Source organism: Streptomyces sp. 3211.6 (genome assembly GCF_003634815.1).
GTDB lineage: Bacteria > Actinomycetota > Actinomycetes > Streptomycetales > Streptomycetaceae > Streptomyces > Streptomyces katrae_A.
This window is the reverse complement of the sequence record NZ_RBXC01000003.1, coordinates 128,993-153,760: the sequence shown is the minus strand read 5'-3', so window position 1 is coordinate 153,760 and position 24,768 is coordinate 128,993. Positions and strand designations below refer to the sequence as shown.

The window sequence follows — 24,768 nt, the reverse complement described above, 5'->3', positions numbered from 1 at the left end:
GCCGCCACGCGCGCGGCCCCGGGGGCGGCTCCCGTCGACCGCCGCGACGGGCTCGACGAAGCGATGGGTTGGATGAAGATGGACAACGAAGCGAAACTCCGCGACTACCTCAAGCGCGTCACCACCGACCTGCGGCGTACCCGCCAGCGGCTGCGCGACATCGAGGACGCCGAGCGGGAACCCATTGCCATCGTCGGGATGAGCTGCCGCTTCCCCGGCGGCGTACGCACCCCCGAGGACCTGTGGGAGCTCCTCGACGCCGGCACCGACGCCATCGCGCCCTTCCCCGACGACCGCGGCTGGGACCTGGCGGAGCTCTACGACCCCGAGCAGACCCGCAGCGGCACCAGCTACGCGCGCGAGGGCGGCTTCGTCGACGGCATAGCCGACTTCGACCCCGAGTTCTTCGGGATCTCGCCCCGTGAGGCCCTCGCCATGGACCCCCAGCAGCGGCTGCTGCTGGAAACCTCCTGGGAGGTCTTCGAACGCGCCGGGATCGACGTGTCCGACCTGCGCGGCACCCGCACCGGCGTGTTCATCGGCGCGGGCGCCGAGAACTACGACAGCCGGCTGCGCAACGCCGGCGGCGGCATCGAGGGCCACGTCCTCACCGGCAACGCCGCCAGCCTGATCTCCGGCCGCGTCTCCTACACGCTCGGCCTCGTCGGCCCCGCCGTCACCGTCGGAACGGCCTGCTCCTCCTCCCTCGTCGCCCTGCACCTCGCCGTCCAGGCCATCCGGCAGGGCGACTGCTCGCTGGCCGTCGCCGGCGGTGTCACCGTCATGTCGACCCCGCGGCTGTTCACCGAGTTCAGCCGCCAGCAGGGCCTCGCCCGCGACGGCCGCTGCAAGGCCTTCGCCGCCGACGCCGACGGCGCCGGCTTCTCCGACGGAGTCGGCCTCCTGCTCGTCGAACGCCTCTCCGACGCCCGCCGCAACGGCCACCCCGTCCTCGCCGTCGTCCGCGGCTCGGCCGTCAACCAGGACGGCGCCAGCAGCGGCCTGACCGCCCCGAACGGCCCGTCCCAGCAGAGCGTCATCCGCCAGGCCCTCGACAACGCCAGGCTCCTCCCCGCCGACGTCGACGCCGTCGAGGCCCACGGCACCGGCACGAAGCTGGGCGACCCGATCGAGGCGCAGGCCCTCCTCGCCACGTACGGGCAGGGCCGCGGGGACGGCGAACCTCTCTACCTGGGGTCCCTGAAGTCCAACATCGGCCACACCCAGTGCGCGGCGGGCGTCGCCGGCGTCATCAAGATGGTCGAGGCCATGCGGCACGGAGCGCTGCCCCGCACCCTGCACGCCGACGCGCCGTCCCCCCACGTCGACTGGTCGGCGGGTGCGGTCGAACTGCTGACGCAGGCCCGCGACTGGCCCGAGACCGGGCATCCGCGCCGGGCCGGCGTCTCGTCGTTCGGCATCAGCGGCACGAACGCCCACGTGGTCCTCGAAGAGGCCCCGGAGGCGGAGCCGGTCGAGCCGGCTGCGGGCGCCTCCGTGTCTCTGCCGGTGGTGCCGTGGGTGGTGTCGGGTCGTTCGGCGGAGGCGTTGGGTGCGCAGGCCGGTCGGCTGGTGCCGTTGGCGGGGTCGTCGGCGGGTGTGGATGCGGTTGATGTCGGGTTTTCGTTGGCGGTGACGCGTTCGGTGTTCGAGCACCGGGCGGTGGTGTGGGGAGGTGATCGTGGTGCGGCGCTTGAGGCTCTGTCGCGGGGTGGTTCGGCGGCGGGTGTGGTGCGTGGTGCGGTGGTCCCGGGTCTGACGGGTTTCCTGTTCACGGGTCAGGGTGCGCAGCGCGCCGGGATGGGACGCGGGCTGTATGCGGCCTTCCCGGTGTTCGCGGAGGCGCTGGATGCGGTGTGTGCGGAGATCGACCCGGTGTTGGGGCGGTCGCTGCGGGAGGTGATGTTTGCAGCCGAGTCGGCTGAGCTGGACCGTACCGAGTTCACGCAGCCGGCGCTGTTCGCCATCGAGGTGGCGCTGTTCCGGCTCGTGGAGAGCTGGGGCTTGAAGTCCGACTATCTCCTCGGGCACTCCATTGGTGAGATCGCCGCCGCGCATGTCGCCGGGGTGTTCTCGCTGGCTGATGCGGCGCGTCTGGTTGTTGCGCGTGGTCGTCTGATGCAGGCGCTGCCGGCCGGTGGTGCCATGGTCTCCGTACGCGCCTCCGAGGCGGAGGTGGCCGAGCTGGTCGCCGCGTACGAGGACGTCAGCATCGCCGCCGTCAACGGGCCGGAGTCCGTGGTGATCTCGGGTGCGGCCGATTCCGTGACCGCTGTTGCGGATGTGCTCGGCGAGCGCGGCGTGAAGACCAAGCGGCTGACGGTCAGCCACGCGTTCCACTCGCCGCTGATGGACCCGATGCTGGACGAGTTCCGTGCCGTCCTGGGGTCCGTCGACTTCGCCGCGCCGACCCTCCCCGTGGTCTCCAACCTCACGGGTGAGGTGGCTTCGGCAGGGGAGCTCTGCTCGCCGGAGTACTGGGTGCGCCACGTCCGTGAGGCGGTCCGCTTCGCCGACGGTGTGGTGGCCCTGCGGGGCGAGGGCGTGACCCGGTTCGTCGAGCTGGGCCCGGACGGCGTGCTGGCCGCGATGGGCGCCGAGTGCGTCGAGGACGGCGTGTTCGTGCCGGTGCTGCGCAAGGACCGCGACGAGCCGGAGGCGGCCGTTGCGGGTGTGGCCCAGGCGTACGCGCACGGCGTGGCGGTGGACTGGGCCGCGTACTTCGCCGGAACCGGCGCACGGCGCGTGGACCTCCCGACGTACGCCTTCCAGTACCAGCGCTACTGGCCGAAGCACGTGCCGGAAGCCGCGGCGGACGCAGGCGGGCTCGGACTCGACCCGGCGGACCACCCGCTGCTCGGCGCGGCCGTGACCCTCGCCAATGCCGACGACACCGTCCTCACGGGCCGCCTGTCCCTGAACACGCACCCGTGGCTCGCCCAGCACCGCGTGCTCGGATCGGCGGTCCTGCCGGGAACGGCGTTCGTGGAGTTGGCGGTGCGGGCCGGTGACCAGGTGGGCTGCGGCCGGCTGGTGGAGCTGACGATCGAGGCGCCGCTGGTGCTGCCGGAGACCGGCGGCGTCCAGGTGCAGATCGTGGTGGGTGCCGCGGACGAAGGTGGTCTGCGGCCGGTGGACTTCTTCTCCCGCCCGGACGCGGGCGAGTACGACGGTCCGTGGACGCGGCACGCCTCCGGAGCAGTCGCCGCCGAGACCGACGTGCCGGTGTTCTCGCCGACCTCGTGGCCGCCCGCGGACGCCGTCCCCGTCGACGTCGAACTCTTCTACGAGGAGTCCGGGGTCGTCGAGCACGGCCCGGCCTTCCAGGGCCTTCAAGCCGCGTGGCGCGCCGGTGACGAGGTCTTCGCCGAGGTCGCGCTCCCCGAGGACGCGGCCGAGGAGGCGGGCCGCTTCGGACTGCACCCGGCGCTCCTCGACGCCGCCCTGCACGCGCTGCGCTTCGGCGGCCTGCGCGAAGGCTCCGTTCGGGGTCAGCTGCCGTTCGCCTGGTCGGGCGTGTCCCTGCACGCCGCGGGCGCCTCGCGGCTGCGCGTGCGCCTCAGCCCGGCCGGCCAGGCCGCGGTGAAGGTGGAGGTGGCCGACGCCACCGGTGCCCCGGTGCTGTCGGTGGACTCGCTCGCGCTGCGGCCGGTCGACGGCCGGATGGCCGCGCCCGGCGGTACGGACTCCCTGTACCGGCTGGTGTGGTCGGCGGTGGACGTTCCCACCGTCGAGGGGGCCGGTGACGCCGTCGTTGTCGACCTTGTCTCCGCCGACGAGGCGGCCGGTGTTCCGGGTGCGGCCCATGGGTTGGCGTCGCGGGCCCTGGAGCTGGTGCGGGGCTGGGCGGAGGAGGACCGGGCCCTGGTGCTGGTGACGCGGGGTGCCGTGGCCGCCGGTGGGGCGGAGGTCGCCGATGTGGCGGCGTCCGTCGTGTGGGGTCTGGTGCGCTCCGCCCAGTCGGAGGGTGCGGGCCGGTTCGTTCTCGTGGATGTGGACGACCGGGACGCGCTGACGCCGGAGCTCATCGCTTCGGTGGTGGCTTCGGGTGAGCCGCAGGTGGCCGTCCGGAGCGGCCGGGTGTCCGTGCCGCGTCTGGTGCGGGCGGCCCAGGGGACTGCGGATGCCGGTGGTTTCGGTGCGGGTCCGGTGTTGGTGACCGGTGGTACGGGTGGTCTGGGTGCTGTGGTGGCCCGGCATCTGGTGACCGGGCACGGGGTGCGGGATCTGGTGCTGGTCAGCCGGCGGGGCCTGGACGCCCCGGGTGCCGGGGAGCTGCGCGGCGAGCTGGAGGAGCTGGGCGCGGCGGTGACCGTCGCGGCCTGTGACGTCTCCGATCGGGAGGCTCTGGCTTCCCTGCTGGCCGCCCATCCCGTGAAGGCGGTCGTCCACGCCGCCGGTGTCGTCGACGACGGGACCATCGCCTCCCTGACCCCCGAACGGCTCTCGAAGGTCCTGCGGGCCAAGGTCGACGCGGCCTGGCACCTCCACGAACTGACCGACGACCTGGACGCGTTCGTGCTGTTCTCGTCCGCCGCCGGTGTGCTCGGCAGCGCGGGCCAGGGCAACTACGCGGCCGCCAACTGCTTCCTCGACGCCCTTGCAGCCCATCGCCATGGGCTGGGCCTCGCCGCGACCTCCCTCGCCTGGGGTCTGTGGGAGGAGACCGCCGGCATGGGCGCCGCGCTCGGCAGCGCCGAGGTGGACCGCATCCACCGTGCGGGAATCCTTCCGCTGGCGGTGGGGGAGGGGCTCCGGCTCCTCGACACCGGCGTGGGCAGCGGAGAACCGGCCTTCGTCCCGATGCGCCTCGACCTCGCGGCCCTGCGCGGCCGCGCGGACCGCGGCACCCTGCCGGTGGTCCTCGAACGCCTCGCGGACACGGCCGGGCCCCGTTCGCGCCGGGCGCGCTCCCGAGCCTCCGAGACCGGGCTCGCCCAGACCCTCGGCGGGCTCGCCTCCGCGGAGCGGCTGCGCGTCGTCCTCGACCTCGTACGATCGGCCGCGGCGGGCGTCCTCGGGCACGCGCCCGAGAAGATGTCCGGCGGACGGGCCTTCAACGAACTGGGATTCGACTCCCTGACCGCGATCGACCTGCGCAACCGGCTCGGCGCGGCCACCGGGCTGCGACTGCCGGCCACCCTGGTCTTCGACTACCCCACCCCGCAGGCCCTCGCCGAGTTCATCTGTGCCGAACTCGTCGACGACGACACCGACCCGGCCCCGGCGGCCGCCACCCTCCGCACGCCGTCCGCGGACGACGAACCGATCGCGATCGTCGGCATGGGCTGCCGCTACCCGGGCGGCGTCCGCTCCCCCGAGGACCTGTGGAGCATGCTCCTCGCCGGGGACGACGGGATCTCGCCCTTCCCCCAGGACCGCGGCTGGAGGCTCGACGGGCTCTTCGACTCCGACCCCGACCGGCGGGGCACCTCCTACGTCCAGGAGGGCGGGTTCCTGCACGAAGCGGGCCTGTTCGACGCCGGATTCTTCGGGATCTCGCCCCGTGAGGCCCTCGCCATGGACCCCCAGCAGCGGCTGCTGCTGGAAACCTCCTGGGAGGCCGTGCAGCGCGCCGGCATCGACCCGACCTCACTGCGCGGCAGCGCCACCGGCGTCTTCGCCGGCCTGATGTACCACGACTACGCGGGCCGCCTCCAGAGCGTCCCCGACGGTGTCGAGGGGTACCTCGGCACGGGCAATTCGGGCAGCGTGCTGTCCGGCCGCGTCGCCTACAGCCTGGGTCTGGAGGGCCCGGCCGTCACCGTCGACACCGCCTGCTCGTCGTCGCTGGTCGCCCTGCACTGGGCGGCGCAGGCGCTGCGCAGCGGCGAGTGCACGATGGCCCTCGCGGGGGGCGTCACCGTCATGGGGTCCCCCGCCACGTTCGTGGAGTTCAGCAAGCAGCGCGGCCTCGCCGCCGACGGCCGCTGCAAGTCCTTCGCCGCTGCCGCGGACGGTACGGGCTGGTCCGAGGGCGTCGGCGTCCTCGTCCTGGAGCGCCTGTCGGACGCCCGCCGCAACGGCCACCAGGTCCTCGCGCTGGTCCGCGGCTCCGCGATCAACCAGGACGGCGCCTCCAACGGGCTGACCGCCCCCAACGGGCCGTCGCAGCAGCGCGTCATCCGCCAGGCCCTCGCCAACGCCGGCCTGTCGGCCGCGGACGTCGACGCCGTCGAGGCGCACGGCACCGGCACGAAGCTCGGCGACCCGATCGAGGCGCAGGCACTGCTGGCCACGTACGGGCAGGAACGTTCCGGCGACGAGCCGCTGTGGCTCGGCTCCCTCAAGTCCAACCTCGGCCACACCCAGGCCGCCGCCGGCGTCGGCGGCGTGATCAAGATGGTTCAGGCGATGCGCCACGGCGTCCTGCCCCGGACCCTGCACGTCGACGAGCCCTCCCCGCAGATCGACTGGGACGCCGGCGCCGTGGAACTGCTGACCGAGCAGCGGGACTGGGCCCAGGCCGACCGTCCGCGCCGGGCCGGCGTCTCCTCGTTCGGCATCAGCGGCACCAACGCCCACGTCATCCTCGAAGAGGCCAGCGCGGAGCAGGGACCGGGCCGGCAGGAGGAGCCCCGGCCGGCCGGGGACACCGTACGGCTGCCCCGCGTCCCGCTGGTGCTGTCCGGCAAGACGGCGGCGGCCCTGCCGCTCCAGGCGGACGCCCTCCTCGCACACCTGGACGCCCGTCCGGACGCCCACCCGCTCGACCTCGCCCGCTCCACCGCCGCCATCGGCTCCTCGCTGGAGCACCGCGCGGTGGTGCTCGCCACCGACCGCGCCGACGCCCTCGCCGGGCTGCGCGCACTCGCACAGGGCGAGACCGCGGACCAGACGCTCGTCGGCCGCGCCGACACGGGCTCCGTGGCCTTCCTGTTCACGGGTCAGGGTGCGCAGCGCGCCGGGATGGGGCGCGAGCTGTATGCGGCCTTCCCGGTGTTCGCCGAGGCGCTGGATGCCGTGTGTGCGGAGATCGACCCGGTGTTGGGGCGTTCGCTGCGGGAGGTGATGTTTGCAGCCGAGTCTGCTGAGCTGGACCGTACGGAGTTCACGCAGCCGGCGCTGTTCGCGATCGAGGTGGCGCTGTTCCGGCTGGTGGAGAGCTGGGGTCTGAAGTCCGACTATCTGCTGGGTCACTCCATTGGTGAGATCGCCGCCGCGCATGTGGCCGGGGTGTTCTCCCTCTCCGACGCGGCGCGGCTGGTCGTCGCGCGTGGTCGGCTGATGCAGGCGCTGCCGGCTGGTGGTGCCATGGTCTCCGTGCGGGCCTCCGAGGCGGAGGTGGCCGAGCTGGTCGCCTCGCACGCAGACGTGAGTATCGCCGCCGTCAACGGGCCGGGTTCTGTCGTGATCTCCGGTGCCGAAGACTCGGTGACCGCCCTCGCGGGTGTGCTGGCCGGGCGGGGTGTCAAGACCAAGCGGCTCACGGTCAGCCACGCGTTCCACTCGCCGCTGATGGACCCGATGCTGGACGAGTTCCGCACGGTCCTGGAATCGGTCGCGTTCGCCGCACCGCGGATCCCCGTGGTCTCCAACCTCACGGGTGAGGTGGCTTCCGGGGAAGAGCTCTGCTCGCCCGAGTACTGGGTGCGCCATGTTCGCGAGGCGGTCCGTTTCGCCGACGGCGTCGCCGCCCTCCAGGGCCAGGGCGTGACCCGGTTCGTCGAGCTCGGGCCGGACGGCGTGCTCTCCGCGATGGGCGCCGACTGCATCGAAGACGGCGTCTTCGTGCCCGTGCTGCGCAAGGACCGGACCGAGGCGGAATCCGCGGTCGCCGCCCTGGGGCGGGCGTACGCCCACGGCGTGGCCGTGGACTGGGAGGCCTTCTTCGCCCCGACCGGCGCGCGCCGCGTCGACGTTCCGACGTACGCCTTCCAGCACCAGCACTACTGGCTGAAGTCGTCCACCGGCGCCGCCGACGCCGCCGACCTGGGCCTGCGCCCGGCCGCGCACCCGCTGCTCGGCGCCGCCGTGGAACTCGCCGGCGGCCAGGGGGACGTGTTCACGGCGCGACTGGGCCTGGACACGCACCCGTGGCTGGCCGGGCACGCGGTACACGGCACCGTCATCCTGCCGGGCACGGCGTTCGTGGAGCTGGCCCTGCACGCCGGCGCCCAGGTCGGCTGCGGTGGTCTCGAGGAGCTGACGCTGAGCGAGCCCCTGGTCCTGCCCGAGCGCAACGGCGTCTCGGTGCAGCTGGTGGTGGGTCCCGCCGACGCGGAGGGCCGCCGACTGCTGACCCTCCACGCGCGGGCCGACGCCTCGGACGACGGGGCGTGGAGCACGCACGCGACGGGCACCCTCGTGCCCGGCGTCGCGGTGCCCCCCGCCGGTCCGGCCACGTGGCCGCCGCAGGACGCCGAGCGACTCGACATCGACGGGCTCTACGCGGACTTCGCGGACGGCGGGTTCGCGTACGGGCCGCTGTTCCAGGGGCTGCGGTCGGTCTGGCGTTCGGGCGACGAGGTCTTCGCCGAGGTCGCCCTGCCCGAGGACGCGGCCGCGGAGGCGGGCGGCTTCGGCCTGCACCCGGCGCTTCTCGACGCGGCCCTGCACGCGCTGCGCGTGGGCGGTCTGCTTCCGGAGGGGACGGGCGGTCACCTGCCGTTCGCCTGGTCGGGCGTCTCCCTGCACGCCGCCGGCGCCGCTGCCCTGAGGGTCCGCCTGAGCCGCTCGGACACGGGTGGGGTGTCGCTTGCCGTCATGGACGCCGCCGGTGGTGCGGTGCTGTCGGTGGACTCGCTGGCGCTGCGCCCCGTGGACGGCCGGGCCGCCCTGTCCGGCGGTGCGGGCCGTGACTGCCTCTTCCGGCTGGAGTGGACCCCGGCAACCCTCCCCGCCGCCGAAGGCGGTGGCGAGGACGCCACCGTCGTCGACCTTGTCTCCGTTGTGGAGGAGGCCGGTGTTCCGGGTGCGGCTCATGGGTTGGCGTCGCGGGCCCTGGAGCTGGTGCGGGGCTGGGCGGAAGAGGACCGGGCCCTGGTGCTGGTGACGCGGGGTGCCGTGGCCGCCGGTGGGGCGGAGGTCGCCGATGTGGCGGCGTCCGTCGTGTGGGGCCTGGTGCGCTCCGCCCAGTCGGAGGGTGCGGGCCGGTTCGTCCTGGTGGATGTGGACGACCGTGACGCGCTGACGCCGGAGCTGGTGGCCTCGGTCGTCGCCTCGGGCGAGGGCCAGGCGGCGTTGCGTGAGGGGCGGGTGCTCGTGCCGCGTCTGGTGCGGGCGGCTCAGAGTGCACCGAACGCCGGTGGTTTCGGTGCGGGTCCGGTGTTGGTGACCGGTGGTACGGGTGGTCTGGGTGCTGTGGTGGCCCGGCATCTGGTGACCGGGCACGGGGTGCGGGATCTGGTGCTGGTCAGCCGGCGGGGCCTGGACGCTCCGGGTGCTGACGGGCTGCGCGGCGAGCTGGAGGAGCTGGGCGCGTCGGTGACCGTCGCGGCCTGTGACGTTTCCGACCGGGAGGCTCTGGCTTCCCTGCTGGCCGCCCATCCCGTGAACGCGGTCGTGCACGCCGCCGGTGTCGTCGACGACGGGACCATCGCCTCGCTGACCCCCGAACGGCTCTCGAAGGTCCTGCGGGCCAAGGTCGACGCGGCCTGGCACCTGCACGACCTCACCCAGGAACTCGGCGTGAAGCCGGACGCGTTCGTGCTGTTCTCGTCCGTCGCCGGTGTGCTCGGCAGCGCGGGCCAGGCCAACTATGCGGCCGCCAACGCGTTCCTGGACGCCCTCGCCGCTCACCGCCACGGCCTCGGACTCCCCGCCACCTCCCTGGCCTGGGGTCTGTGGGAGGAGACGGCGGGCATGGGCGCCGGTCTCACCCCGGCCGACGTCGAGCGCATCCAGCGCGCCGGGATCGTGCCGCTCACGGTGGACGAGGGACTGGAACTCCTCGACACCGGCGCGGGCAGCGGAGAGCCGGCCCTCGTGCCGGTGCGCCTCGACCTCGCGGCCCTGCGCGGCCGCGCCGACCGCGGCACCCTTCCGGCCGTCCACCGGCGACTGGTCCGCGGCGGCCGCGCCCTCAGGACGGCGTCCGCCGCACCGGCCGCACCCGCCGGCGCGGACGGGCTGCGCCGCCGCCTCGCCGAGCTCACGACGCATGACGCACGGCGCGCGGCGGTGACCGAGCTCGCACGGACCGCCGTCGCGAGCGTGCTCGGCCACGCCTCGGCCGGTGCCTTCGAGGACCGGCAGGCCTTCACCGAACTCGGCTTCGACTCGCTGACCGCCGTCGAACTCCGCAACAGGCTGGGCGCCGAGACGGGGCTGCGCCTCTCCGCGACCCTGGTCTTCGACCACCCGACCGTCGCCGACCTCGTCGACCACCTGTATGCGGGCCTCGCCCCCGAGGCCGACGGCGCCGCCGCCATCCTCGGGGAGCTGGACCGGCTCGAAGCCGCTTTCTCGGCCATGGCGCCGGAGACCGTGGCGGCGCTCGTCCCCGACGACGCGGCACAGGCGGTGTTCGCGACCCGCCTCAAGGGGCTGGTGGCGAAGTGGGCCGACGCGTACGCGGCCCACGAGGCCGGTCCGGCCGCGGCCGACGCGGGCGAGGAGCCCGAGGAGCCCGAGGAGTCCGTGTCGCAGGAGCTGGACTCGGCGTCCGACGACGAGCTCTTCGCCTTCATCGACCAGCGGTTCGGCGCCTCCTGACCGCACGGCGGCCGCCCCGCGGACCCCTGCCGGCCTTCCGATCCCTTCCGACCCTCCCCGCTCCCTCCCGATCTCCTGACGTACCCGAAGGTGTGCTCTGATGGCTAACGAAGACAAGCTTCGTGAATATCTGAAAAGGGTCACCGCTGACCTCCACGAGACGACCGAACGTCTGCGGTTGGCGGAGGGCAAGGGACGGGAGCCCATAGCCGTCGTCGGCATCGGCTGCCGCTACCCGGGCGGCGTCCGGTCCCCCGAGGACCTGTGGCGGCTGGTGGAGTCGGGTACGGACGGGATCACCGCCTTCCCGGCGGACCGCGGCTGGGACTGCGAGGAGCTGGTCGGCCCCGGGCCGGACGGCGAAGAGGCCGTGTACGCCCGGGAGGGCGGCTTCCTCCACGACGCCGGCGCCTTCGACGCCGAGGTCTTCAAGGTCTCCCCGCGCGAGGCGATGGGCATGGACCCGCAGCAGCGGCTGCTGCTGGAGGCCTCGTGGGAGGCGGTCGAACGGGCCGGCATCGCCCCGTTCTCCCTGCGCGGCCGGAAGGTCGGCGTCTTCGCCGGCCTGATGTACCACAACTACGGCGCCCGGCTGGACGAGGTGCCCGCCGAGGTCGAGGGCTACCTCGGCATCGGCACCGCCAGCAGTGTGCTGTCCGGGCGCGTTTCCTACACCTTCGGGTTCGAGGGTCCCGCCGTCAGCGTCGACACGGCGTGCTCCTCGTCGCTGGTGGCCCTGCACCTCGCCGTGCAGGCGCTGCGGGCCGGCGAGTGCACCATGGCGCTGGCCGGCGGCGTCACCGTGATGCCGACCCCCGCGACCTTCGAGGACTTCGCCCGGCAGGGCGGCCTGGCCGGCGACGGCCGCTGCAAGTCCTTCGCCGACTCCGCCGACGGCACCGGCTGGTCCGAGGGCGTCGGCGTGCTGCTCGTGGAGAAGCTCTCCGACGCCCGCAGGCTGGGCCATCCCGTCCTGGCGGTCATCCGCGGCACCGCCGTCAACCAGGACGGCGCCTCCAACGGCCTCACCGCCCCCAGCGGACCCTCCCAGCAGCGCGTGATCCGGGCCGCCCTGGCCAACGCCGGACTGGCCCCGGCCGACGTCGACGCCGTCGAGGCGCACGGCACCGGCACCTCGCTCGGCGACCCCATCGAGGCCCAGGCCCTCCTCGCCACCTATGGGCAGGGCCGCCCCGCCGGCCGGCCGCTCTACCTCGGCTCCCTCAAGTCGAACATCGGCCACACGCAGGCCGCCGCCGGCGTCGGCGGCGTCATCAAGATGATCGAGGCGATGCGGCACGGCGTGCTGCCCCGGACCCTGCACGTCGACGAGCCGTCCGGCCACGTCGACTGGTCGGCCGGGCTCGTCGAGCTGCTGACCGAGCAGCGGGACTGGCCGGCGGCCGAGGACCGGCCGCGCCGGGCCGGCGTCTCCTCGTTCGGCATCAGCGGCACCAACGCGCACGTAGTCCTGGAGCAGGCCCCGCAGGAGACCCCCGCCGACACCGTGCACACCGGCGCCGGCATCGTTCCGTGGGTGGTCTCGGGCCGCTCCGAGAGCGCGGTACGGGCCCAGGCCGGGCGGCTCTCGGCGCACCTCACCGAGCACCCGGAGCTCCGGCCGGCCGACGTCGCGTTCTCGCTGGCCACCACCCGGCACGCCTTCGAGCATCGCGCCGTCCTCGTCGGCGGCGACCGGACCGAGCTGCTGGAGGCCGTCGGGGCACTGGCACAGGGCGGCGGCTCCGTCGGGCAGACCGCAGCGGGGCGCACGGCCTTCCTGTTCACGGGGCAGGGCGCGCAGCGCGCCGGGACGGGGCGCGAGCTGTACGCCGCCTTCCCGGTGTTCGCCGCGGCGCTGGACGCCGTGTGCGCGGAGATCGACCCGGTGCTGGGGCGTTCGCTGCGCGAGGTGATGTTCGCCGACGAATCGGCTGAGCTGGACCGTACGGAGTTCACTCAGCCCGCGCTGTTCGCCCTCGAAGTGGCCCTGTACCGGCTGGTGGAGAGCTGGGGCCTGAAGCCCGACTGCCTCCTGGGGCATTCGGTGGGCCAGATCGCCGCCGCCCATGTGGCCGGGGTGTTCTCCCTCTCCGACGCGGCGCGGCTCGTCGTCGCCCGCGGCCGGCTGATGCAGGCGCTGCCAGCTGGTGGCGCGATGGTGTCCGTGCGGGCTTCCGAGGCGGAGGCGGCCGAGCTGGTCGCCGCGTACGAGGACGTCAGCATCGCCGCCGTCAACGGGCCGGCCTCTGTCGTGATCTCCGGAGGGGCCGATTCCGTGACCACCATCGCGGACGCGCTCGACGGGCGCGGGGTGAAGACCAAACGGCTGACCGTCTCCCACGCCTTCCACTCCCCGCTGATGGATCCGATGCTCGCGGACTTCCGCGCCGTACTTGAGACCGTGGAGTTCGCCGCTCCCGCCATCGACCTGGTCTCGGACCTCACCGGCGCGCCGGCCTCCGCCGAGGAGCTGTGTTCGCCGGAGTACTGGGTCCGGCACGTCCGCGAGGCCGTGCGCTTCGCCGACGGCGTCGCCGCCCTCCAGGGCCAGGGCGTCACCCGGTTCGTGGAGCTGGGTCCGGACGGCGTGCTGTCGGCCATGGCCGCCGACACCGCCCCCGACGCCGTGTACGTGCCCGTGCTGGTCAAGGGCCGGGACGAGACGCGCGCCCTGGTCACCGCGCTCGCCCGGGCCTACGCGCACGGCGCCCCCCTCGACTGGGCCGCCTACTTCGCCGGGACCGGCGCCCGCCGCGTCGACCTGCCGACGTACGCCTTCCAGCACCGCCACTACTGGCTGCGCGCCAAGCCCTCGGACCCGGCCGGCGGTGCGGGCCGGCCGGCCGGCGACCCGGTGGAGGAGGGCTTCTGGACTGCAGTCCAGGGCCAGGACCTGGAAGCCGTCGCGGACATGCTCGCCCTCGACGCCGCCGACCCGGCGGGCACACCGCTCGGCGCCGTACTGCCCGCACTGTCGCAGTGGCACCGGCGCAGCCTCGAGGACAGGACCCTCGACGGCTGGCGCCACCGCATCGCCTGGCAGCCCGTTCCGGAGACGGCCACCGCCGGCCCGGACGACGGCACTTGGCTCGTGGTCGTACCCGAAGACGGGCACGACCACCAGGACGCGGTCGCCGACTGCCTGGCCGCGCTGGACGGGCCGGGTCGTGTGCTGCGGCTGGACGTGCCCGCGACGGCCGGCCGCGACGCACTCGCGCACCGGCTGGACGACGCGCTCGCCGCGGTGCCCGACACCGCCCCGCTCGCCGGTGTCCTCTCGCTCCTCGGCCTGGTCGAGGAACCGGCCGACGGCCTGGTGACCCCGGCCGGATTCGCCGCGACCGTGGCGCTCGTACAGGCCCTCGGCGACGCCGGCGCGTCCGCGCCGCTGTGGACCGTGACCCGGGGCGCCGTCTCGGTGGACCGCTCCGACCGGCTCGACCGCCCCGACCAGGCCCTCCTGTGGGGCCTCGCCGGCGTCCTCGGCGCCGAGCACCCCGAACGCTGGGGCGGTGTCGTCGACCTGCCCTCCGGCACGCTGGAGCAGCGGGGCCGCGAACGGCTCCGCGCGGCCCTGCGGGCCGCCGCGGACGCCGGACCCGGCGCGGGCGACCGGGCCGTCGCCGTACGCCCCTCGGGCACCTACCGGCGCCGCCTCCTCCACACACCGGCCCCCTCGGCGGCCCCGGCCCGGCCCGGGACCCGCGACGCCTGGGAGCCGCGCGGCACCGTGCTCGTCACCGGCGGCACCGGCGCGCTCGGCGCCCACGTCGCCCGCCGGCTGGCCCGCCGCGGCGCCGCACACCTCCTGCTGCTCAGCCGCCGCGGCCCCGACGCACCCGGCGCGGCCGAACTGCGCGCCGCACTCGAAGCGGACGGCGCCCGCGTCACCCTCGCCGCCTGCGACACCGCCGACCGCGCGGCCCTGGCCGCCGTCCTGGCCGCCGTACCGCGCGAACTCCCGCTGACCGCCGTCGTCCACACCGCCGCCGCCCTCGACGACGCCATGGTCGACGACCTGGACACCGGCCGCATCGACGGCGTCCTGCGCGCCAAGACCGCCACCGCGCGGCACCTCCACGAACTCACCCGCGACCTCGACCTCGACGCGTTCGTGCTGTTCTCCTCGCTCGCCGGCGTGCTCGGCGGCCTCGGACAGGGCAACTACGCGCCCGGCAACGCCTACCTCGACGCCCTCGCCCTGCACCGGCGCTCCCTCGGCCTGCCCGCGACCTCCGTCGCCTGGGGCCTGTGGGACGGCGCGGGACTCGGCGAAGGCGCCGTGGCCCAGCGGTTCGCCCGCCGCGGCGTACGCGCCATGGACCCCGAACTCGCCGTCACCGCCCTCGAACGGGCCGTGCGCTCCGACGAGGCCCTCACCCTCGTCGCCGACATCGACTGGCGGCGCTTCGCCGCCACCCGCCGCCCCCGCACCGCCGGACCGGACCCCCTCCTGGCCGACCTGCCCGAACTGCGCGAGAACCCGGACCCGTACGGCGCCGCCGAGGAGGACCGCCCGGCCGGCGGGCTCTCGGCACTCCGCGCCCGCCTGCTGACGGCCACCGACGCGGAACAGCGCCGCCTGGTGGGCGAACTGGTGCGCACCGAGATCGCCGGCGTACTGGGCCACTCCTCGGCCGCGGCCGTCGACCCCGAACGGGCCTTCCGCGACCTCGGCTTCACCTCCCTCGGCGCCGTCGAGCTGCGCAACGCACTGGGCGCGGCCACCGGGCTGCGCCTGCCCGTCACCCTGCTCTTCGACTTCCCCACCCCCGCCGCCCTGGCCGAGCACGTCCTCACCGGCGTGCTCGGCGACCGCGCGGCCGGCCAGGCCCTCCCCGCCACGGTCACGGACGCGGGCGCCCGCCCCGGCGACGACGACCCGATCGTGATCGTCGGCATGAGCTGCCGCTTCCCCGGCGGCGCCGACACCCCCGAACGGCTGTGGCAGCTGCTCGCCGACGGCGACGAGGCCCTGACGGACTTCCCAGCCGACCGGGGCTGGGACCTCGACGCGCTCCTCGCCGCCGACCCGGGCCGCCCCGGCACCTCGTACGCCTCCCGAGGCGGCTTCCTGGCCGGCGCCGGCGAGTTCGACGCCGCGTTCTTCGGGATCTCCCCGCGCGAGGCCCTCGCCATGGACCCCCAGCAGCGGCTGCTGCTGGAAACATCCTGGGAGGTCCTGGAACGCGCGGGCATCGACCCGGCCTCGCTGCGCGGCACTGCCACGGGCGTCTTCGCCGGCACCAACGGCCAGGACTACGTCGGCCTCCTGCGGCCCGTGGCCGAAGCCGTCCAGGGGTACGTGGCGACCGGCAACACCGCCAGCGTGCTCTCCGGCCGCATCGCCTACGCCCTCGGCCTCGAAGGCCCCGCCGTCACCGTCGACACGGCCTGCTCCTCGTCGCTGGTCGCCCTCCACCTCGCCGCACAGGCGCTGCGGGGCGGCGAGTGCGACCTGGCCCTGGCCGGCGGCGTCACCGTGATGTCGACCCCGGGCGCCTTCGTGGAGTTCTCCCGCCAGCGCGGACTCGCCGCCGACGGCCGCATCAAGGCGTTCTCCGCGGACGCGGACGGCACCGCCTGGGGCGAGGGCGCCGGCGTGCTCGTGCTGGAGCGGCTGTCGGACGCCGAGCGCAACGGGCACCGGGTGCTCGCGGTGGTCCGCGGCTCGGCCGTCAACCAGGACGGCGCCTCCAACGGGCTGACCGCCCCGAACGGCCCCTCGCAGCAGCGCGTCATCCGCGCGGCCCTGGCCAACGCGGGCCTGTCGGCCGCCGAGGTCGACGCGGTCGAGGCGCACGGCACGGGCACGAAGCTGGGCGATCCGATCGAGGCCCAGGCCCTCCTGGCCACCTACGGCCGGGAACGCCCGGAGGGCCGGCCGCTGCTGCTGGGCTCCGTGAAGTCCAACATCGGCCACACGCAGGCCGCGGCCGGCGTCGCGGGCGTCATCAAGATGGTGCTGGCGATGGACCGCGGCGTGCTCCCCCGCACGCTCCACGTCACCGAGCCGACTCCGCACGTCGACTGGACCGACGGCGCCGTCGAACTGCTGACCGAGGACCACGCCTGGCCGGCGGGCCAGAACCGTCCGCGCCGCGCGGGCGTCTCGTCGTTCGGCTTCAGCGGCACGAACGCCCACGTGATCCTGGAGCAGGCCCCGGAGGCGGTGTCCGAGCCGCCTGCCGGTGTCGTGCTGCCGGTGGTGCCGTGGGTGGTGTCGGGTCGTTCGGCGGAGGCGTTGGGTGCGCAGGCCGGTCGGCTGGTGCCGTTGGCGGGGTCGTCGGCGGGTGTGGATGCGGTTGATGTCGGGTTTTCGTTGGCGGTGACGCGTTCGGTGTTCGAGCACCGGGCTGTGGTGTGGGGGGGTGATCGTGGTGCGGCGCTTGAGGCTCTGTCGCGGGGTGGTTCGGCGGCGGGTGTGGTGCGTGGTGCGGTGGTCCCGGGTCTGACGGGTTTCCTGTTCACGGGTCAGGGTGCGCAGCGGGCGGGGATGGGGCGCGAGCTGTATGCGGCGTTCCCGGTGTTCGCGGAGGCGCTGGATGCGGTGTGTGCGGAGATCGACCCGGAGCTGGGCCGTTCGCTGCGGGAGGTGATGTTTGCGGAGGACTCCGCTGAGCTGGACCGTACGGAGTTCACGCAGCCGGCGCTGTTCGCGATCGAGGTGGCGCTGTTCCGGCTGGTGGAGAGCTGGGGTCTGAAGCCCGACTATCTGCTGGGTCACTCCATTGGTGAGATCGCCGCTGCGCATGTGGCGGGGGTGTTCTCGCTGGCTGATGCGGCGCGGCTGGTCGTCGCGCGTGGTCGGCTGATGCAGGCGCTGCCGGCTGGTGGTGCCATGGTCTCCGTACGCGCCTCCGAGGCGGAGGTGGCCGAGCTGGTCGCCGCGTACGCAGACGTGAGCATTGCGGCCGTCAACGGGCCGAGTTCTGTCGTGGTCTCGGGAGCCGAAGACTCGGTGACCGCCCTCGCGGGTGTGCTGGCCGAGCGCGGGGTGAAGACCAAGCGGCTCACGGTGAGCCACGCGTTCCACTCGCCGCTGATGGACCCGATGCTGGACGAGTTCCGCACGGTCCTCGACACCGTGGCCTTCGCTTCGCCCTCGACAGCGGTGGTCTCGAACCTGACCGGTGAGCTCGCCTCCGCGGCGGAGCTTTGCTCGCCGGAGTACTGGGTGCGGCACGTCCGCGAGGCGGTCCGTTTCGCGGACGGGATCTCCTCCCTGCACAGCCACGGGGTGACCCGCTTCGTCGAGCTCGGCCCCGACGGCGTGCTGTCGGCGATGGCAGCCGACTGCGTCGAGGACGGCGTGTTCGTGCCGGTGCTGCGCAAGGGCCGCGACGAGCCGGAGGCGGCCGTTGCGGGAGTGGCCCGGGCCTACGTCCATGGTGTGCCGGTGGACTGGGAGGCGTTCTTCGCCGGGACCGGTGCACGGCGCGTGGACCTCCCGACGTACGCCTTCCAGCACGAGCGCTACTGGCCGCAGGCCAGTACGGCGGTACAGCCGGCCGGGGGCGAGGCCGACGCGGTGGACGCGGCGTTCTGGGAAGCGGTGGAACGCGAAGACCTGGGTGCCCTCGCCCAGACGCTCGACGTCGAAGACGGGACTCTGGGAGCTGTACTGCCGGCGCTGTCTTCCTGGCGCAGGCGTCGGCGTGAGCAGTCGGCGGTGGACGGGTGGCGTTACCGGGTCACGTGGAAGCCGCTGGCCGAGACCGGACAGAGTGCTTCGATCGGTTCGTGGCTGGTGGTCGCGGACGAGGACGGTCCGCTGACCGAGTGGGTGGCCGGTGCGTTGGCCGGGCGGGTTGTGGTCGTGCCTTCGGGTGAGGGCCGGGTGGAGCTTGCCGGGCGTGTGGCCGGGCTGGTGGACGGTGTCACGGGTGTGGTGTCGTTGCGCGGTCTGGTCGGGACGCTGGAGCTGGTCCAGGCTCTGGGTGATGCCGAGTGCGAGGCGCCCATGTGGTCCCTGACCCGGGGTGCCGTGTCGATCGGCCGCTCCGATGTCCTTCGCGAGGAGGGTGTGGAGCAGTCCCTGGTGTGGGGTCTGGGCCGGGTCGTGGCCCTGGAGCACCCGGGGCGTTGGGGTGGTCTGGTCGACCTTCCCGAGGTGCTGGACGAGCGCGCGGCTGCCCGTCTGCGGGGTGTGCTCGCCGGCACAGCGGGGGAGGACCAGGTCGCGGTGCGTGCGGCGGGTGTCTACGGCCGTCGCCTGCGGCCGGCCGAGCCGTCCTCGTCCGATTCCGAGGGTTGGCGTCCGCGCGGGACGGTTGTGGTGACGGGTGGTACGGGTGCGCTGGGTGCGCACGTGGCGCGCTGGCTGGTGGCCGAAGGCGCCGAGCATGTGGTGCTGACCAGCCGTCGGGGACTTGATGCGCCCGGTGCGAAGGAGCTCGCGGACGAGCTCACCTCGGACGCGGTGCGGGTGACCGTTGTGGCCTGTGATGTGGCTGATGCCGGTCAGGTCCGTGCGCTCGTGGAGGGTCTGGAGCAGGACGGCCCGGTCCGGGGTGTCGTGCACGCGGCCGGTGTGGAGCAGCTGAACGCGTTGATGGCGGGTTCGGCGGAGGAGTACGCCCGCGTTCTGGCGGCGAAGGTGGAGGGTGCCCGTCATCTGGACGCCCTGTTCAGTGAGCCCTCCCGGGCCGGGGAGCTGGACGCGTTCGTGCTGTTCTCCTCGATCTCCGCGACGTGGGGTTCCGGTGGCCAGGGTGCGTACGCGGCGGCGAACACGTATCTGGACGCTCTGGCGCAGTGGCGTCAGGCGCGCGGTCAGGTGGCGACCTCCGTCGCCTGGGGCCCCTGGGGCGGCAGCGGCATGGCCACCGGCAGGGTCATCGCGGAGCACCTGCGCGAGCGCGGGCTACTCGTGCTGGAGCCGTCCCGGGCCATGGCGGCCCTGGAGCGGGCCCTCGCCGCAGGTGAGGCGTGCGTGGCCGTGGCCGATGTGGCCTGGGCGCACTTCGCGCCGACGTTCACCGCGATGCGGCCCAGCCCGCTCCTCTCCGAACTGCCCGCCGTACGGGCCCTGGCCGAGGCGGCGGACGACGGGCCGGCGCAGCCGACGGACGCGCTGCGCGCACGTCTCGCCGGGCTGTCCGGCCCGGACCGGCGGCGTCACCTGCTGGAGCTGGTGAGGACCGAGGCGGCGGCCGTGCTCGGGCACGCGTCGAACGCGACCGTCGAGCCGTCCCGGGCCTTCCGCGAGCTGGGCTTCGAATCCCTGGCCGCGGTCGAGCTGCGGGACCGGCTGACCCGGGCGACCGGCGTGCGGCTCACCACCACGGCTGTCTTCGACCACCCCAACGCGACCGAACTCGCCCGCCACCTCGCGGCCGGCCTCGGTCTGGACGACGACGCCGCCTCCGCGAGCCCGGCGGCCGCGCCGGCCGCACCGGTCGGTGGGACTCCGGCGGGCGAGGACGACCCGATCGTGGTGGTCGGCATGAGCTGCCGTTACCCCGGCGGAGTGGTCGGCCCCGACGACCTGTGGCGGCTCGTGCGCGACGGCGGCGACGCCATTACCGGCTTCCCGGCCGACCGCGGCTGGCAGCTGCCGGCGGACCCCGGCCAGGACGGCGACTACGCCCGCGCCGGCGGCTTCCTCTCCGGAGCGGCCGACTTCGACGCCGACTTCTTCGGGATCTCGCCCCGCGAGGCCCTCGCCATGGACCCCCAGCAGCGCCTCCTCCTCGAAGCCTCCTGGGAGGCCATCGAGGCGGCGGGCATCGACCCCGCCACCCTGCACGGCACGCCGGTCGGCGTGTTCGCCGGAGCCGCCTCGCTCGGCTACGCGGGCACCCTGCGCGGTACGCCCAACGCCACCTCGGGGCAGGTGCTGGCGGGCAACGCGACGAGCGTGCTCTCCGGCCGGATCGCGTACGCCCTCGGCCTGCAGGGCCCCGCCGTCACCCTGGACACCGCCTGCTCCTCCTCCCTGGTGGCCCTGCACCTCGCGGCGCAGGCCCTGCGCACCGGCGAGTGCACGATGGCGCTGGCCGGCGGCGTGACGGTGATGCCGACCCCGGCGGCGTTCGCCGAGTTCCACCGGCAGGGCGGGCTCGCCGCCGACGGCCGGTGCAAGGCCTTCTCCGCCGATGCCGACGGCACCGGCTGGGCCGAGGGCGTCGGCGTGCTCCTCGTGGAACGCCTCTCCGACGCCCGCCGCCACGGGCACGAGGTGCTCGCGGTGGTCCGCGGCTCCGCCGTCAACCAGGACGGCGCGTCCAACGGCCTCACCGCCCCCAACGGCACGGCCCAGCAGCGCGTCATCCGCGCCGCCCTCGCCAACGCGGGCCTGACGCCCGCCGACGTCGACGCCGTCGAGGCGCACGGCACCGGCACCTCGCTCGGCGACCCCATCGAGGCGCAGGCCCTCCTCGCCACCTACGGGCAGGAGCGCGGCGGCGACGAGCCGCTGTGGCTGGGCTCGCTCAAGTCCAACATCGGCCACGCACAGGCCGCTTCCGGCGTCGGCGGGATCATCAAGATGGTCATGGCGATGCGCCACGGCGTCCTGCCCAGGACCCTGCACGCCGACGAGCCGACGCCGCACGTGGACTGGTCGGAGGGGACCGTCGGGCTGCTGACCGAGGAACGGCAGTGGCCGCGGGCCGGCGACGGCCGGCCGCGCCGCGCCGCCGTCTCCTCCTTCGGCATCAGCGGCACCAACGCCCACGTCATCCTCGAATCCCCGCAGGCCCCCCGCGAGGACGGGGCGGCCACCGGCGACGCCGAGGGCCCGCAACTGCCGTGGGTGCTCTCCGGCACCTCCGAGGCGGCCCTGCGCGCGCAGGCCGCCCGCCTGGCCGAACACCTCGCGGCCCGCCCCGCACTGCGGTCCGCGGACGTGGCGCACGCGTTGGCCACCGGCCGTACCGCCTTCGACCACCGGGCGGCACTGCTCCCCGGCCAGGACCCCGACCGGACGCGCACCGCGCTGCTGGCCCTTTCCCGCGGAGAGCAGGCAGCCGAGCTGGTGCGCGGCACCGCCGGCGCGGAACCGACGGCCTTCCTCTTCACCGGGCAGGGCGCCCAGCGCGCCGGCGCGGGACGGGAACTGTACGCCGCGTTCCCCGCGTTCGCGCGGGCCCTGGACGAGGTGTGCCTGCACCTCGACCCGTACCTGGACCGCCCGCTGCGGGAGGTCATGTTCGCCGAGGACTCCGCGGTCCTGGACCGTACGGAGTTCACCCAGCCGGCCCTGTTCGCCGTCGAGGTGGCCCTGTACCGGCTCGTCGAGAGCTGGGGCGTGCGCCCCGACCACCTCCTCGGGCACTCCGTCGGCGAGATCGCCGCCGCGCACGCGGCCGGGGTGTTCACCCTCGAGGACGCGGCCCGCCTGGTCGCCGCCCGCGGCCGCCTGATGCAGGCACTGCCGTCCGGCGGCGCCATGGTCTCCGTACGCGCCCCGGAGACGGAGGTCGCCGAGCTGGTCGCCGCGTACGAGGACGTCAGCATCGCCGCCGTCAACGGGCCGCGGTCCGTGGTGGTCTCGGGTGCGGCCGGCGCCGTCACCGAGATCGCGGACGCCCTCGCCGGGCGCGGCGTGAAGACCAAGCGGCTGACCGTCAGCCACGCCTTCCACTCCCCGCTCATGGAGCCGGTCCTCGCCGACTTCCGCAAGGTCGCCGAGTCCGTCACGTACGCGGCGCCCGCCATCCCCGTCGTCTCCAACCTCACCGGAGCGGCCGACGCCGACGAACTGGCCACGGCCGACTACTGGGTGCGGCACGTACGCGGCACCGTCCGCTTCGCCGACGGCATGACCGCCCTGCACGAGCGGGGGGTCACCCGGTTCCTGGAGCTGGGGCCCGACGGCGTGCTGTCGGCGATGGCCGCCGACTGCGTCCCCGGCACCTACCTCCCGCTGCTGCGCGCCGGACGCCCGGAGGCCCGTACCCTCCTCCAGGCGCTGGCGCGTGCCTGGACCCTCGGCGTCCCCGTGGACCGGGAGGCGCTCTGGCCGGCGCCCGGAGCCGGCGAAGGGGCCGGCGCCCGCCGGACCGCCCTGCCCACGTACGCCTTCCAGCGCCGGCGCTACTGGCCGGACACGGTCACCGACGGCGCGGACGGCGCCCCCGCGGCCCCGGCCGGACCGCGCTACCGCGTCGCCTGGCAGCCGCTGCCCGCCCGCGAAACCCCCGCCCCCCGCGGCGGGTTCCTCCTCGCCGTGCCCCACGGCCACGAAGACGACCCCTTCACGGGACGGGTCGTGGCCGCACTCGCCGGCGGCACGCCTTCCGGAGTGGCGGTCGTACCGGTCGACGCGTCCGGCGGATCCACCGCCCCCCTCGCCGCCGAACTGGCCGTCGCGGCCGGCACCGGCCCGGTGGCCGCCGTGGTGTCCCTGCTGGCCTCCGACGGCACGCACGGCCTCGGCACCGCCGCCCTCGTGCGCGCCCTGGGCGACTCCGGCATCGACGCGCCCCTGTGGTGCGTGACGCGCGGCGCTGTCCAGGTCGACGCCGCCGACCCCGTCACCCGCCCCGAAGAGGCCGCCGTGTGGGGTCTCGGCCGGGTCGTCGCCCTCGAACACCCCGACCGCTGGGGCGGCCTCGTCGACCTGCCCGCCGCCCCGGACGAGCAGGACCTCGCCGTCCTGCGCGCCGCCCTCCTCGACGGCGGCCCCGAGGACCAGATCGCCGTCCGCCGCGACGGCGCCTACGGCCGCCGCCTGGAACGCCACCCCGACCCGCACACCGCCCCCGGCGCGCGGGCGGAGCACCGCTGGACGCCCCGCGGCACCGTCCTCGTCACCGGCGGCACCGGCGCGCTCGGCGCCCATGTCGCCCGCTGGCTGGCCGGCCGTGGTGCCGAACACCTCGTGCTCACCGGCCGGCGCGGCCCCGACACCCCCGGCGCCCGGGAACTCGCCGCCGAGCTCACCGCGAGCGGCACCCGGGTGACCGTCGCCGCCTGCGACGTCGCCGACCGCGCACAGCTGGACCGGCTGCTGACCGGGCTGCGCGCCGACGGCGACGCGGTACGGGCCGTCGTCCACGCGGCCGGCGTCACCGAACCCGTACCGGTCGGCGAGGCCGACCACGGCCACTGGCAGCGGGTCACCGCCGCCAAGGCCCTCGGCGCCGCCCACCTCGACGCCCTGTGCGGGGAGGACACCGACACCTTCGTCCTGTTCTCCTCCATCGCCGGCGCCTGGGGGAGCGGCGGCCAGGCCGCCTACTCCGCCGCCAACTCCTGCCTCGACGCCCTCGCCGAACGGCGCCGGGCCCGCGGCCTGCACGCCACCTCCGTCGCCTGGGGCCCGTGGGCCGGCGGCGGCATGGCGGCCGGCGACCTGGAACAGCAGATGCGCCGGCGCGGGCTACGGCCCATGGCACCGCAGACGGCCCTCGCGGAACTCGCCCGCGCCCTCGACGCCGACGAGACCGCACTGATCGTCGCCGACGTCGACTGGCAGCGGTTCGCCCCGCCGTTTACGGCGCGCCGCCCCAGCCCCCTCCTCGGCGACCTGCCCGAGGTCCGGGCGGCCCTCGAACCGGCCGCACCCCCGGCCGGCCCGCACGACGGGAACCCGGTGCCCGCCGCACAGGACGGCGGCCCCGCCGCCGCACTGCGGGCCCGGCTCGCCGGCCTGCCCGAAGCCGAACAGCTGCGGACCCTCACCGACCTGGTGCGCGGCCACGCCGCCGCCGTACTCGGACACGAGGACCCCGGCGCCGTCCGCGCCGGCCGCGGCTTCCTCGACCTCGGCTTCGACTCCCTGATGGCGGTCGAACTGCGCAACCTCGTCACCGCCCACACGGAACTGCCCCTGGCCGTCACGCTCGTCTTCGACCACCCCACCCCCGCCGCGCTCGCCGAGCACCTGCGCGAACGGCTCGTCCCCGGACCCGCGGAGGCGGCCCGGGCTGCGCTAGCGGAGTTCGAACGGCTCGAAGCTAGCCTCACAGCCGTAAAACTGGACGACGTCGGGCGGGCGAGCATCGCGTCACGCATGGAGAACCTGCTGGCCACCTTGGTCGGGGCAGGGAGCGCAACGGAGGTGGAAGAGCCCGCCGGGGAACTGGAGACGGCCACCCCCGACGAGCTCTTCGACATCATCCAGCGTGAGTTCGGCAAGTCGTAGCAGACGCTGTGACG

General features: G+C 74.8%; 2 protein-coding genes. Both read left to right on the top strand.

Translation table 11 applies throughout. The features are described from left to right. Positions 1–72 precede the first annotated feature (72 nt). Entirely contained in the window at positions 73–10,656 is a 10,584-nt protein-coding gene (locus tag BX286_RS35785; RefSeq protein WP_398898927.1) for an SDR family NAD(P)-dependent oxidoreductase, read from the top strand. 97 nt (positions 10,657–10,753) lie between these two features. Next, positions 10,754–24,754, top strand: a complete 14,001-nt coding sequence (locus BX286_RS37795) for a type I polyketide synthase (protein WP_398898934.1) — start codon at positions 10,754–10,756, stop codon at positions 24,752–24,754. Positions 24,755–24,768: the final 14 nt, after the last annotated feature.